General features: G+C 70.1%; 14 protein-coding genes. 5 read left to right on the top strand and 9 right to left on the bottom strand.

Annotation, left to right across the window (positions count from 1 at the left end):
- Positions 1-121: 121 nt before the first annotated feature.
- Entirely contained in the window at positions 122-340 is a 219-nt protein-coding gene (locus tag ACZ6YG_RS29945; RefSeq protein ID WP_148033053.1) for a hypothetical protein, read from the top strand.
- 98 nt (positions 341-438) lie between these two features.
- Here the strand turns inward: ACZ6YG_RS29945 and ACZ6YG_RS29940 are convergent, their stop codons facing one another.
- From ACZ6YG_RS29940 to ACZ6YG_RS29915, 6 genes are read right to left on the bottom strand one after another with little or no spacing between them, the layout of a single operon-like run.
- Positions 439-1,659, bottom strand: a complete 1,221-nt coding sequence (locus tag ACZ6YG_RS29940; RefSeq protein ID WP_466019832.1) for a cytochrome P450 family protein — start codon at positions 1,657-1,659, stop codon at positions 439-441.
- A complete protein-coding gene (locus ACZ6YG_RS29935) occupies positions 1,563-2,888 on the bottom strand; it encodes a cytochrome P450 (protein ID WP_187281286.1) in 1,326 nt (441 codons plus the stop codon). Before ACZ6YG_RS29935 ends, ACZ6YG_RS29940 begins: the two co-directional genes overlap by 97 nt.
- Entirely contained in the window at positions 2,885-3,463 is a 579-nt protein-coding gene (locus ACZ6YG_RS29930; RefSeq protein ID WP_148033055.1) for a GTP-binding protein, read from the bottom strand. The genes ACZ6YG_RS29935 and ACZ6YG_RS29930 overlap by 4 nt, the downstream gene beginning before the upstream one ends.
- Positions 3,444-3,794 carry a DUF742 domain-containing protein gene (locus ACZ6YG_RS29925; protein WP_148033056.1) on the bottom strand — a complete coding sequence of 117 codons (351 nt, stop codon included), beginning with the start codon at positions 3,792-3,794 and terminating at the stop codon, positions 3,444-3,446. The genes ACZ6YG_RS29930 and ACZ6YG_RS29925 overlap by 20 nt, the downstream gene beginning before the upstream one ends.
- Complete coding sequence (locus ACZ6YG_RS29920; protein ID WP_219546228.1) at positions 3,791-4,198, bottom strand: roadblock/LC7 domain-containing protein; 408 nt, start codon at positions 4,196-4,198, stop codon at positions 3,791-3,793. Before ACZ6YG_RS29920 ends, ACZ6YG_RS29925 begins: the two co-directional genes overlap by 4 nt.
- Positions 4,199-4,253: 55 nt before the next feature.
- Positions 4,254-5,750 (bottom strand): ATP-binding protein, encoded by a 1,497-nt coding sequence (locus tag ACZ6YG_RS29915; RefSeq protein WP_466019831.1) that lies wholly within the window; start codon positions 5,748-5,750, stop codon positions 4,254-4,256.
- A 973-nt stretch (positions 5,751-6,723) separates the two neighbouring features.
- Here ACZ6YG_RS29915 and ACZ6YG_RS29910 point away from each other — a divergent pair.
- Positions 6,724-7,140: a DUF7144 family membrane protein gene (locus ACZ6YG_RS29910; RefSeq protein ID WP_148033059.1), complete on the top strand. Its 417-nt coding sequence runs from the start codon at positions 6,724-6,726 to the stop codon at positions 7,138-7,140.
- Positions 7,141-7,305: 165 nt separating this feature from the next.
- Here ACZ6YG_RS29910 and ACZ6YG_RS29905 read toward each other — a convergent pair whose 3' ends face one another.
- The 3 genes from ACZ6YG_RS29905 to ACZ6YG_RS29895 all read right to left on the bottom strand — a co-directional run bounded on the left by ACZ6YG_RS29905 (position 7,306) and on the right by ACZ6YG_RS29895 (position 10,070).
- The gene (locus tag ACZ6YG_RS29905; RefSeq protein WP_148033060.1) at positions 7,306-7,677 is read right to left on the bottom strand and encodes a helix-turn-helix domain-containing protein; all 372 of its coding nucleotides are present in this window, start codon (positions 7,675-7,677) and stop codon (positions 7,306-7,308) included.
- A gap of 592 nt (positions 7,678-8,269) precedes the next feature.
- Entirely contained in the window at positions 8,270-9,484 is a 1,215-nt protein-coding gene (locus ACZ6YG_RS29900) for an NAD(P)-binding domain-containing protein (RefSeq protein WP_466019913.1), read from the bottom strand.
- 37 nt (positions 9,485-9,521) lie between these two features.
- Positions 9,522-10,070 carry an OsmC family protein gene (locus ACZ6YG_RS29895; RefSeq protein ID WP_148033062.1) on the bottom strand — a complete coding sequence of 183 codons (549 nt, stop codon included), beginning with the start codon at positions 10,068-10,070 and terminating at the stop codon, positions 9,522-9,524.
- 80 nt (positions 10,071-10,150) lie between these two features.
- Here ACZ6YG_RS29895 and metX point away from each other — a divergent pair, with 80 nt between their 5' ends.
- From metX to ACZ6YG_RS29880, 3 genes are read left to right on the top strand one after another with little or no spacing between them, the layout of a single operon-like run.
- Positions 10,151-11,371, top strand: a complete 1,221-nt coding sequence (gene metX / locus ACZ6YG_RS29890; protein ID WP_466019830.1) for a homoserine O-acetyltransferase MetX — start codon at positions 10,151-10,153, stop codon at positions 11,369-11,371.
- 19 nt (positions 11,372-11,390) lie between these two features.
- The gene (locus tag ACZ6YG_RS29885) at positions 11,391-12,728 is read left to right on the top strand and encodes an O-acetylhomoserine aminocarboxypropyltransferase/cysteine synthase family protein (RefSeq protein WP_148033064.1); all 1,338 of its coding nucleotides are present in this window, start codon (positions 11,391-11,393) and stop codon (positions 12,726-12,728) included.
- Complete coding sequence (locus ACZ6YG_RS29880) at positions 12,725-13,207, top strand: CoA-binding protein (protein ID WP_397197875.1); 483 nt, start codon at positions 12,725-12,727, stop codon at positions 13,205-13,207. Before ACZ6YG_RS29885 ends, ACZ6YG_RS29880 begins: the two co-directional genes overlap by 4 nt.
- Positions 13,208-13,398 lie beyond the last annotated feature (191 nt).

The following is a 13,398-nucleotide window of genomic DNA, read 5'->3' as shown; positions in this document are numbered from 1 at the left end:
GGGTTAACGCCGTGAAAGTTTCATCCTCTTGCCCCGGCCGATTCGACGTGACAATCTTTCCAACGCCGGGTTGGTGATAATGTCCACCGTGATGATCACCCCCCCAGTCGCAGGAGGACGAATGCGAAAGGCACGCGCTGTTCTCGTCTCGGCCGTCATGGTCCTCGGAGTGTCGCTGACGATCGGCGCCGCCCCGGCGCACGCCGAAAGGCTGGCCGGCGTCTTCAGGGACTACTCGGAGTGCCAGCGGATCGGCAGCCACGGCATAAACCAGGGCTGGTGGGACGACTATTCATGCGAGTGGGAAGGCCGTTACCGCTACTACTTCCTCTACGCGTGACACCGTGAGCCGCGCGCACCCCCGGGGCTGAGGGGCCGGACCGGGGGGCGCGTGTGTCTCCCGTTCTTCCTGCCGGTCGCGAGGCCGGCCGGTGCCGGTCAGCGGTGCAGCAGGACCGGCAGGCGGGCCCAGCCGTGCGCGATGAAGGACGGCACGTGGAGCAGCTCGCTCTCGTCCACGGCCAGCCGGAGGTCCGGGAAGCGGGCGAACAGCGCGGGCAGGGCGGTGAGCGCCTCCTGCCGGGCGAGCGGAGCCCCGATGCAGCGGTGCACGCCGATGCCGAAGGCCAGGTGCTCGTCGCGTTCCTTGGTCGGGTCGAACCGGTCGGCGTCCGGGCCGTGCTGGTCGGGGTCGTGCCCGGCCGCCAGGTAGCTGGTGATGATCGCGTCGCCCGCCTCGATCCGTACGCCGCCGATCTCGATCGGCTCGATGGCGAAGCGCAGCGGCAGGTTGGCGATCGACGGCGTCCAGCGCAGCGTCTCCTCGACCACCGCGTCCCAGGAGACCTCTCCCGACAGGACCCGCTGAAGGTGGTCCGGATGGGTGAGCAGGGCGTGCACCGCGTTGCCGATCAGGTTGACGGTGGTCTCGTGCCCGGCCGCGATGAGGAGCAGCAGAGTGTCACGCAGCTCGTCGTCGGTGAGCGAGTCGCCGCTGTCGCGGACGTTGATCAGCTCGGTGGTCAGGTCGTCGCCCGGGTGCTCGCGCTTGTGGGCGACCAGGGCGGGCAGCACGGTGCCGATCCGGGCGGCCGTGGCAGCCGCCTGCTCCGGGGTGGCGGTGGTGTCCATGATGGCCTCCATCACCTGGGCCATCTCCTCCCGCATGCCCTCGGGGACGCCGAACAGCTCGCAGATCACCCGCATCGGCAGCGGGTGGGCGTAGGCGGCGCGGAGGTCGACGGCCTGGCCCCGGGGCTGCGCGGCCATGGCGTCCAGCAGTTCCGCGACGATGTCCTCGACGATCGGCTGCATGGCCTTGGTACGGCGCGCGGTGAAGCTCGGGGCGATCAGCTTGCGCAGCCGCCGGTGCTCCTCGCCGTAGGCGCTGAGCATGTTGGACACGCCGATCCAGGTCATGATCCAGGTCCAGCCCGGCTCGGCGAGCGCCTGGGGCAGCAGCCGCCAGTGCCGCTTGTCCTTGCTCACCAGCGGATCGAGGATGAGCTGCTTGAGCAGGTCGTGCCGGGTCACCGCCCAGGCCGGGATGCCTCCCGCGAGCTCTACGAGGACCAGGGGGCCGAGGTCGCGTAGTCGGCGGACCTCGCCGGGGAGGTCGGAGCCGAAGGGATCGAGGACGACGGGGGCCGCATTGCCCACGGGGATTCTCCTGGCTGGTCGGGACGGATCGGGGTGAAGCGCACCGGCAGGTGCGCCAGCGCGCGATGGAACGGGCCGGGCCGCCACGACAGCTCGTCGCGGGGCACGGTCAGTTCGAGGTCGCACAGGTGAGAGGTCAGGCGTTCGATCGCGGTCATCGCGATGAGCACGGCCGGGTCGCTGGCCGGGCAGCGGTGCGACCCGGCGCCGAAGCCCAGGTACGCGCCGCCGTCGGAGCGCAGTTCCTCGGGGATGCCGGTGGGCTCGGTGTTGGCCGCGGCGTAGGAGACGAGGACCAGCTCGGCCGGCTGGATCCAGGTGCCGTGGAAGTGCACGGGCTGGAGCGTGAAGTACGGGCCGTAGTTCGCCATGGCGGGCTCGGCGCGCAGGGCTTCCATGAGGGCGTCGTACGTGCTGAGCGCGCCATTGGTGAGCGAGCTGTAGTAGCGGTCGTCGCTGACCATCCGGGAGATCGTGTTGGAGATCAGGTTGGCCATGGGGTCGTAGGTGGCGGCCGTCACCAACACGAGGGTCTCCGCCAGCTCGTCGGTCCGCAGCATGGCCGGATGGTCCATGAACCAGGAGGTCAGGTCGTCGCCCCGCTGGGCGTGCTTGGCCTGGATCAGCTCGCCGATGTAGCGGCTGAACGCCTCGCTGCCTCGCGCGCCCGTCTCGCCGTCGGCCTCCATCATGTCCGACAGGGCCTGGACCAGGCCTTCGCTGTCGGAGTCGGGCCGCCCGAAGAGCAGGTTGAAGACGCGGGCCGGGATGAGCCGGGCGAAGTCGGCGACCAGGTCGGCCTCGCCCTTCGTGGCGAACCGGCCGATGAGCGAGTCCGACACCTCGGTCACCAGCTGGCGCAGCTTGTGCGGCTGGATCTGCTGGAAGCAGTCGGCGATCACCTTGCGGTAGCGGGCGTGCTCGGCGCCGTCGGAGAACAGCGCGTTCGGCCGGTAGCCGAGCATCGCGATCACCCCGCCGGTCTCCGGGGTCTCGGGGAGCCGCGCCTGCCAGGCGCCGGAGTTCTTGCTCCAGAAGCCGCCGGCGTTGGTCAGCACGTCCAGGGCGGCCCGGTAGCCGATCACCAGGTGGGCCTCGACGCCCGGGGCGATCTCCACGGGCGCGACCGCGCCGTGCCGCGCGCGCAGCTCCGCGTAGACGGCCTGCGGGTCTCTGGCGTACTCGGGCCCGTACAGGCGCCCGGCGTCGGGCATGTAGCGCAGGGTCATGACAACACCAGCTCTCTGACGTGCTCCACCAGCGCGATCAGCGAGGCGCGGGCGGAGGCGGGGTCGCGGGCGTCGCACACCATCAGCGGCGTGCGCGGGTCCAGGTCGAGCGCCTGGCGCACGGACTCCAGCGGGTAGTCCGGCGAGTCGGGGAAGTGGTTGACGGCCACGGCGTAGCGGATGCCGGCGTTCTCCACCAGGTCGAGCACGGCGAAGCTCTCGTCGATGCGGCGGGTGTCGGCCAGCACCAGGACCCCCAGCGCGCCGCGTACCAGCTCGTCCCACAGGACCTGGAAGCGGGTCTGTCCCGGCGCCCCGAACAGGTAGAGCACGACGCCCGGCAGGGTGAGGCGGCCGAAGTCGATCGCGGTGGTCGTGGTCGTCTTCTCGTTCACGCCGGTGAGGTCGTCGACCAGCGTGCCCGCCTGGGTGAGCACCTCTTCGGTGTTGAGGGGCTTGATCTCCGAGAGCGCGCCCACGATGGTCGTCTTGCCCACCCCGAACGGCCCTGCGATGACCAGTTTGACCGGGATGTGCTCGGCGCTGACGCGACTGTCAGAGAGCGCGGAGGCCATTGAGTACCAACTCCAAGATCTCGATGTCGGGCAGGTCGGTGGCCGGCGGATCGCGGGTCAGCAGCGTTCCGCCGCCGACCAGCCCGGCGACCAGCAACCGCACCACGCAGTAGGGCAGGCCCAGGTGCGCGGCGCACTCGTACACCGACAACGGCCCGTCCCGCAGCAGGGCCAGCAGATGCGAGCCCGGAGGGTCCAGCCCGTTGGTGGCGGCGTCGGGCGCGATGTAGACCAGGGTCGTCCGCTGGACGCTGATGTGCTCGGGCACGGTCAGTCTCGCGGCGGCCATGTAGTCCGGGACGACCCGCCGCCGTTGTCGTCCTGAGGTCATGTCCGCACGCCCTGCACCCTGGCCGCGCTGGCCTCGTCGAGAGCCTTGATCAGCTTCTGCACCTGCAGTTGCACCTCGTAGGCCAGCGCGCCGACGTTGACCGCGCCGGTGGCGGCGACGACGATGGCGGCGCGGTCGCCGGCCGGGGCGATGTAGTAGTAGCCGCTGTCGGCCGAGATGACGATGTCCACCACCCCGCCTTCGGAGCCGCCGCTGAGGCCGTCGCACAGGGCTCGGGCGGCCCCCAGCACGGAGCTCGTCATGGCGGCGGCGCGCTCGCCGGTCTCGGTCGTCACGTCGGCCGAACCGCCGAGGATCAGCCCGTCACGGCTCAGCACCACGCCTCGCGTGACCCCGGGCAGCGCCATCAGGGGCGACAGGACCCAGGACACGTCGAGGGACAACGCGCGTCCCTTGGTCGGAACACGGCCAGAAGCGCTGTGAGCGTCCATGGAACGGTCAATTCCCTTCGGTGATGTCGTGCTGCTGGGTCGGGAGCGCTTCGCGGCGGCCCGCTTCGGCTCCGATCTGGAAGTCCCCCCACCGCTTCTGGGCCGCCTCCGGGGTGGTGAGCACCTTGCCGTCGGGGCCCTGGGAACCGCCCGCGCCGGGCCGGGGGCCGGACGCGGGGCGCGGCGGCGACTGGCGGCGACGCTGCGGCAGCGGGGCCAGGTCCTCTCCTGTCTGTTGCCGCGTCTCCGCCGCGGGCTCGGTCCGCGCGAACGAGGCGACGGGCGCTGGCGCCACGGGCTCCGGCCGGAAGGCGGGGGCCGCGGCGCGGACCGGCTCGGGCGCCAGCACCGACGGCCGGCTGTCCTCCGGCATCTCCACGAGCAGGGCGGTGGGGATGTTCAGCACGGCCTGCACGCCGCCGAAGGCGCTCTTCTTGACCGTGACCTGCAGGCCGTAGTGCGCGACCTGGCGGCCGATGGCGGCCCAGCCGGTGTGGGGCGGGTTGCCCAGGTCGACGAGGCGGGCCGGCTGGGTGCCGCTCAGCAGGCGGGTGGCGCGGGCGTACTGCTCCTCGTTGAGTCCGACACCGGCGTCGTCGATGACGATGGCGGCGCCGTTGTTGGTCTCGTGCACGGCGATGGTCACCTTGAGCGTGCCGTAGGAGTGGTGGACCGCGTTGGCCAGCAGCTCGGCGGTGATGAACAGGATCGACTCCGCGGCGCGGGCGGCGACCCCGATCCGGCGGCGCAGGTGGTTGGCGGGGCCCTCGATGCGCTGCTCGAAGTTCTCCACCCGGGAGATGGCGCCCACCATCAGGTCCACCAGGTAGGTGTCGTCACGCGACAGGCCGGGCGTGGCGCCGCACGCGATGCCGGTCACCTGGACGCGGCGGATGATCAGTTCGTTGAACATGTCGAGTCCCAGCACCTCGCGCAGGAGCGCGGTGTGCTCGTCGCCGCTGTAGCGCTGTTGCACACCGGCGAGCAGGTCCTGGGCGCGCAGCGCCTGGGTCTGCACGCGGGACATCGCGCCCCTGATGACCGCCTGGGCCGCTTCGTCGATACGCTCGCCCTCCTCTCTGACGCCGCGGGTGAACGCGTCGAGGAGGGCGCGGTGCTGCCTGTCGACGTCCGTGCCCGCGAGCGCCTGGTGCTGCACGCCGGGCACGATCACGTGCGGGCTGCGCAGGTGGGACAGCAGGGCGGGGACGCGCTTGGTGATCAGGTGCTCGGTCTCGGCGCGGACGAGCTCCTGCTGGGCGCGGGCCTCGCGCAGCAGCTCCGCGCTCTCCTGGGCCTGGCGCTCCGCGTGGGCCAGCCGCTGCTCGGTGGCGCTGGTCTCGCGCGTCCGGTGTTCGTGTTCCTGGCGGGCCTGGGCGAGTTGCCCGCGGGCCTGGGCGAGATCGCGGCGTACGCGGACGTGGTGGAGGAGGACGCCCACGAGGGCCAGGGCGAGGACCAGGGCGATGATCGCTGCGGGAACGCTGAAGGAGTCTGGCGGCATGACAAGTCCTGGGGTCGAGGAGAGCCGGCGGAAAGATGTCGACCGCCGAAGAGTTTGCTAGCGGCGCGTGGGGTTCTCGCGCGGCGTCCGGCCTGGACCGCGTCGGCGTTGACCGAGCCCTTCCGCGACGTGGGCACGGCTGCGTGCCCGGTGCGGCTCTGCCTGAGGCAGGGCGAGGCCAAGCGACATGTGCATCCTCAGTCTCAGTCGAACGACGGCCAACAGGGAAACCAGTATTCCCGCTTGGTCACGATAGTCAACCGTGTGTAAGGTCTTCAGTGCATTCCGTCGCGCAAATTGTCCCGATTTGTTCCGATTGCGGTGGCGTCGGGACTAATGGGCGCAGGGCAGGTCGCCGACCCCATGGAACCGGGCCCCTCCCCCGCCCCTCCGGCCGGCACCGCCTGATGCGGGCCGTCCGGGTGGGAGATCGGGCCGTCGGGCGAGGACTGGGCAGCTTCCCGCAGGCGTTCATGCACCTGGCGCTCATCGCCGCGGCCATGTCCCTCGACGAGCCAGCTCGACCGCGCCGAGGCGGCCTGAGCGGGGACTCGGCCGGTCGATGCCCTCCGTCAGAGGGAACGCGATCCCCTTTTCTCACCCGTACGATCACCATAAATGGATAAAGAAGTCCCATGGGGAAGATGTTCCGCTTCGACCCGGGCAATGACCATTTTGAACACCTTTGGAGAAATGCGGGCGAGAAGCGAAGGTCCTGAACATAAGAACCGAATAGGGTGTTTTTAGGTACACGCCTGAGCTGCCCGAATCGCTGAATCACCGGGAGACAGCGTCCGGACGAATTCGGCGCACAGGCGGGGCCGCGCAAGCGGGCCACCTCGCAAGCTCTGCCGTGCGAAGGGAGCCGGCAATGACCAATCCACGCTACGCACGACCGCAGGAGACGTCCCGAGGTCAGGTGCCTCCACAAGCCCGTCAGGAAACGCCGCAACAGGCTCCTGCCCGGCCCACGATGGAGGCGCCCCAGCCGACCGGCTGGGTCGGCTGGGTGGCACTCGCCGGCATCGGGATGATGATCCTGGGATGCTTCCAGGCCTTCATGGGCCTGGTGGGGATCTTCAACACCGACTTCTACGTCGTCACCGCCAACAACCTGGCGATTCCCGTCAACTACACGTTCTGGGGATGGTTCCACCTGGTCATGGGTGTGGTCGTCTTCCTCGCCGGCGTCGCCGTCATGACGGGCAAGACCTGGGGACGAGTGGTCGGCATCACCCTCGCCGCCCTCCAGGCGCTCGTCAACTTCGCCTGGCTGCCCGCCTACCCGGTCTGGTCGACGATCGTCATCGTCTTCGACGTCCTCGTCATCTACGCGCTGGCCGTCCACGGGAGGGAGATGAAGGCGTTCGACCGCGGCGCTGTCCCATAGGACGCTGATCGAGGAATCGGCGCTGCTTCGGCGGCGCCGATTTCTTGCCGTCCGTCGGCGGGCAACGGTCCAGCGCGAGCCAGGATGCCACGTCGGTTCCCCTCGGGAGGGATGGCCTGGTCAGCGCGGTCGGAGACCAGGCCGCAGGGTGGCGAAGCCGCCGCGTCAGTCTCCGGTCTTGCGCTCGCGTTCGTACGCGGCGTTGATGCGCAGCGCCTCGGCGAGCTGGTCTTCCAGGACGATGATCCGGCAGGCGGCTTCCACGGGGGTGCCCTGGTCGACGAGTTCCCTGGCACGGGCCGCGAGGCGCAGCTGGTAGCGGGAGTAGCGGCGGTGGCCGCCGCTGGAGCGTCTCGGCTCGATCAGCTTGGCGGTGCCGAGGGCCCGCAGGAACGTGGGGGTGACACCGAGCATCTCGGCTGCCGCACCCATGCTGTAGGCGGGGTAGTCCTCATCCTCGAACCGGTCGTCGGCCTCGTGTGTGACGCTGCCCGCGGTGCCGCCCGGGCGGGCGCCGGGTGTGTGGGTTTGATCCATAGATGCCTTTCATCATGCGAACAAGGGCCCCGGCGCCTGTATGCGCCGGGGCCCGAAGAGGTTCAACACCATCTACCGGCCATTCGGCCGGCCTACTGTATTCCGCATCCGCCCTGATGTGCGGCGGTGATGCGGGGATCGCGAATGCGTGACCGTAGACCACCTTCCAATCTTGTGGAACTGCGGCACCCGTCCGGCGGGACTCAGCCGGCGACGGGCGATCCTTCGATGGCGTTCAACACTCCCTTCCTCAACTTGCCGGACTGACTGTCCACTTCCACTTCGGCAGCGCGTCCACGATCAGGACCCCTTACCACTGCGTTGGCCCATCACGTCCGACCTTCTGCCTTCACCTACTCAAACCTCGTCACGGGCAGTTCGTCGTGTTGCGGTAACTCTTCTGCTGCCCGGCGGATCCGTTCCTTTCGATGACAGGAACTCTAGCGCGTACGTCTTCGGATGTCTACTACGGCGAACATAGATTTTCGGTTCCAGGCCTCCGCCCCGGCCGGGTGCCTGGAAAGGGCGTCGGACGCCGTGCGGGCTGATGCGACGGAGCCGGCGAGGCCGGGGTCCTCGCCGGAAACAGGGCTCAGCTACGTACGGCCAGGTCCTGGGCGAGATGGCCGATGACGTCGCGGGCGTCGTCCTCGATGCCGTTGATGAAGGTGGATCTGCGCCGCCGCAGCATGGGCAGGCCCAGCGCGTACAGTCCCGGGCTGTCGACCACGCCGCCGTCGTGGCGCAGCCGGCCCTTCTCGTCGACCACGGGCACGTCCAGCCAGCCGTAATCGGGCCGGAAACCCGTCGCCCACACGACCGTGCGGATCTCGCCGCTGTTCAGATCGAGCTGCAGGCGCGCCGACTCGGGCACCCGGGTCGGCTCGAAGCTCTCGGGCGGGCCGACCTCGGCCTCGCGGCCGGACGTGCGCGCCCACGCGTCGAAGCCGTCGAGCAGGCGCCTCATCTTGAGGTCCGCGAGCGAGAACACGTTGCGCAGGCCGCCGGAGAACAGCGCGCGGCCGTCGCGCACGGCCGCCCAGCGGCCCACCAGCTCGACGCCCATCGCGGTGAGCGCGTTGAGGTCGAGCGTCGCGCGTTCGGGGGTGCCGACGAGCTGGGGCGAGGGCAGCCGCCTGGCCCGCGTGAGATCGTCGACCTCGTCGTAGCGCTGGTCCCACACGCCGGAGGCGTCCATCCACCACAGCACGTCGCGCCCGCGGTAGGTGCGGGGCAGCCGCACGTGCTCGCCCACCGAGAGGATCACCGGCCGGCCCGACCTGCGCAGCTCGGCGGCCAGTTGCACGCCGGTGGCCGACGCGCCCACGACGAGCACGCCGCCGTCGGGGAGCTGACCGGGTTCGCGGTAGCCGAACGGCGTCAGCTGCCGCACGGAGGACGGCACCGCCTCGCTGAACTTGGGCACCACCGGCTGGTTGCAGGCGCCGCTGGCGATGACGACCGCCCGGCAGCCGATCTCGCCGTGGTCCGTCGTCACGTCGTATCCGCCGTCGGTCCGCCGGACGGACGTGACGTTGGTGCTCGTTCGTACGGGAGCGCCCGAGAGCACGGCGAAACGCTCGATGAACTCGGTCACCTCCCCCATGGTCATGTAGCCGTCGGGGTCCGGGCCCTCGTAGCCGAGGCCGGGCAGGCGGCTCTGCCAGTTGGGGGTGAGCAAGCGGAAGGAGTCCCAGCGCTCGCGCCGCCAGGAGTTCGCCACCTCGCCGCGCTCCAGCACGACATGATCGATCGAACGGTCGCCGAGGAAGCGGCTCGCCGCGAGGCCCGCGTGCCCCGCCCCGATGACGACCGTTGTGACACGCTCGCTGATGGCTCGGCCCTCAGGCGACTTCGACGGTGACGTCTGTCGGGTTGGTGATGGCGTCGAACACGGCCGAGCGCTTCTGCGACTGGGCCACCAGCGCCTCGATGTCCTGCTTCGAGGCGTCCGCGTCGATGTTGAAGGTCACCTTGATGTCGGTGAAGCCGTTGCGGACGTCGGCGTCGGCGCCGAGGATCCCGCGGATGTCGTGCTTGCCTTCGAGCGTCGCCTCGACCGAGCGCAGCTGGATGCCACGGTTCTGCGCGACGGACGCGACACCCGCCGTCAGGCAGCTGGCCAGGCCGACGAGGAGGTACTCGATCGGCGTGATGCCGTTGTCCTCGGCCGCGAAGACGTCAGGGTGGTCGGCGTCGAACACCGCTTCGTTCTTGTGGGTCTGCTCCTGCCCCAGACCGAAGAACTCCTTGACGGTGGTGGTGCTGTGGACGCCGTTCTGCCATTTGGAGGACGCCCGCCAGACGAACTGCGCGGCCTCCGGCGCGGTCTTCAGCACCTCGCGCGCGTCCAGCAGCGCCTGCACGTTCACTCCGTTGGCGACAGTCGTCATGTCCCGCACCCTTCGGCTACTTCCTGTACTTCCAGTAGGTATTTGACCATACACCCACGGTGGCGGCTACCATAGCTCCCATGTCACAGCCAGCCTCGACGCTCGCGGCCGGCATGGCCGGCACGGCCGGCACCGTGGAAACCCAGTATCTCGACCTGCCGCAGCCTGTCCCCCTCGACTGCGGCAGAGATCTGCACCCGGTGCGCGTAGCGTATGAGACCTACGGAGTCCTCTCGCCCCAGCGCGACAACGTCATCCTCGTGTGCCACGCGCTCAGCGGCGACGCCCACGCCGCCGGCCTGGCCAAGGTGCCGTCCGAGGAGAGCACCCGCGACGGGTTCGGGGCCGCCGACCGCGACGGCGCCGCCGGCAAGGGGCTCGGCTGGTGGGACGGGATGATCGGCCCCGGCAAGGCCTTCGACACCGACCGCTTCTTCGTCATCTGCACCAACCTGCTCGGCGGCTGCGGCGGCACGACGGGCCCGTCGTCCATCGACCCGGCGACGGGCAGGCCGTACGGGGCGGACTTCCCCGTGATCACGGTGGCGGACATGGTACGGACCCAGCGCGCGTTCCTGGACGTCCTGGGCATCGAGCGGCTCGCGGCGGTGGCCGGGGGCTCGCTTGGCGGGATGCAGGCCATGGAGTGGGCGGTCCTGTACCCCGACCAGGTCGACGCCGTCGTGGCGATCGCCAGCACGCACGCGCTCCACCCGCAGGGCATGGCCTGGAACGCGATCGCGCGTGACTCGATCATGCGTGACCCCGCCTGGCAGGGCGGCCACTACTACGGCACGGGCCGGGCGCCCGACGGCGGCATGGGCGTGGCCAGGATGGTCGGCCACATCACCTACCTGTCCGCGCCGGCGCTCGACGACAAGTTCGGCAGGCGGCTGCAGTTCGCCGACGACCTCCGCTACACGATCACCGAGCCGGAGTTCGAGGTGGAGAGCTACCTCCGCCACCAGGCCGGCTCGTTCGTCAAGCGCTTCGACGCCAACACCTACCTCTACGTCTCGCGCGCGCTGACGTACTTCGACCTCGCGCGGCAGCACGGCGGCGGATCGCTGACGCGGGCGCTCGAAGGCGTCGCCGCGCGGACGCTGCTGATCGCCTTCAGCTCCGACTGGCTCTACCCGCCGAAGGCGTCGGAGGAGGTCGCGCGGGCGCTGCGCGACCTCGGCAAGCCGGTCGAGTTCGAGGTGATCGAGGCACCGTACGGCCACGACTGCTTCCTGCTCGAAGAAGCGCGCCAGACTCCCATGATCCGCCGGTTCCTGGCTCAGGGCGGGACCGGATGACGTCGAAGAAGAGGCCTTCGTGACCGACCAGTTTTCCCGTGCCGAACAAGCCCGCGAGTTCGGGTTCGAGACCCGGCAGCTGCACGCCGGGCAGCGGCCGGACCCGAACACCGGCGCCCGCGCGGTGCCGATCTTCCAGACGACCAGCTACGTCTTCGAAGATCCCGAGTCCGCGGCGGCGTACTTCAACCTGCAGGAGTACGGCAACACCTACTCGCGCATCATGAACCCCACCGTCGCGGTGTTCGAGGAGCGGGTGGCGAACCTGGAGGGCGGCTGCGGCGCGGTGGCGTTCGCCAGCGGGATCGCCGCGCAGGCGGCCGCGCTCTTCACGCTGCTGGAGCCTGGCGACCACGTCGTCTCGTCCTCGGCGCTGTACGGCGGGACGGTCAACCAGTTCAAGCACCTGCTGCGCAAGATGAACGTGGAGCTGACCTGGGTCGATCCGGACGATCCCGACGCGTGGCGCCAGGCGGTGCGCCCGAACACGAAGGCGTTCTTCGGCGAGACGATCGGCAACCCCGCCGGCAACGTGCTGGATATCGAGACCGTGGCGGCCATCGCGCACGAGCACGGGCTGCCGCTGATCGTGGACAACACGTTCGCGACGCCTTACCTGTGCCGCCCGATCCAGTGGGGCGCCGACATCGTGATCCACTCGGCGACCAAGTTCATCGGCGGCCACGGCACGAGCATCGGCGGCGTGGTCGTCGAGTCCGGCGCGTTCGACTGGTCCAACGGGCGGTTCCCGGTGGTGGCGGACCCGTCTCCGGCCTACCACGGCCTGCGTTTCCACGAGACGTTCGGCACGTACGGCTATCTGATGAAGCTGCGCGCGGAGACCCTGCGCGACCTCGGGGCGGCGCTCTCGCCGTTCAACGCCTTCCTGTTCCTGCAAGGACTGGAGACCCTGTCGCTGCGGATGGACCGCCACGTCGAGAACGCGCGGGCGGTCGCGGCGTTCCTGGAGTCGCACGAGCTGGTCTCCAACGTGAGCTATGCCGGCCTGCCGGGCAGCAGATACCGGCCGCTGGTGGAGAAGTACCTCCCGCGCGGCGCCGGCGCGGTGTTCTCCTTCGACTGCGCGGGCGGCCGGGAGGGCGGGCAGAGCCTGATCGGCGGGCTGACGCTCTGGTCGCACCTGGCGAACGTCGGCGACGCGAAGAGCCTGGTCATCCACCCCGCGAGCACGACGCACCGCCAGCTCGGCGACGCCGAGCTGCGGGCGGCCGGCGTCGGGCCGGGCACGGTGCGGCTGTCGGTCGGCACCGAGTCCGTCGAGGACCTGATCTGGGATCTGGAGCAGGGGTTCGCCCGCGTCGCCAAGGCGATCGGGGAGAAGGAGGAGACGGCATGACCGAGCTCGGGCGTTACCAGGACCCGCTGACGATCCAGCGCGTGCTCCACGCCACCAGGTCGATCGCGATCGTGGGCCTGTCCGGCAACGAGCTGCGGGCCAGCTACTTCGTCGGCTACTACCTCAAGCGGCACGGCTACCAGGTGATCCCGGTGAACCCCCGGGAGAAGGAGATCCTCGGGGAGACCTGCTACCCGAGCCTGCGCGACGTGCCCGTCCCGGTCGACCTGGTGAACGTCTTCCGCGCGCCGGACGCGCTGCCCGCCATCGCCGAGGAGGCCGTGGCGATCGGCGCCGGCGCCCTGTGGTGCCAGTTCGGCGTGATCAACGAGGAGGGCGCGCGGATCGCCGAGGACGGCGGCGTGACCGTGATCATGGACCGCTGCATCAAGGTCGAGCACGCGCGCTACGTGGGCCGGATGCACTGGCTCGGCTTCAACACCCAGCGCATCACGTCCGTCCGCGCCGGGCTCCAGTAGTCACGCGCTCCGCCGGGTCGTCCCGTCGCGAACGCGACGGGCTCGGCGACGGCGGCCGCCGGTGAAAGTTTCACGTCGCGGACGCTACGGCGCGGTCCGCTTCACCGGGAAACTCCAGATGCGGGCGCTTCGGGGGCAGGTCTGCACCGCCGGTGCGGATCGCCCCCGTTGACGTCGGGGCGGGGTGTCGG

Source organism: Nonomuraea sp. NPDC054003 (assembly GCF_055585125.1).
This window is presented reverse-complemented; position numbering and strand designations above follow the sequence as displayed.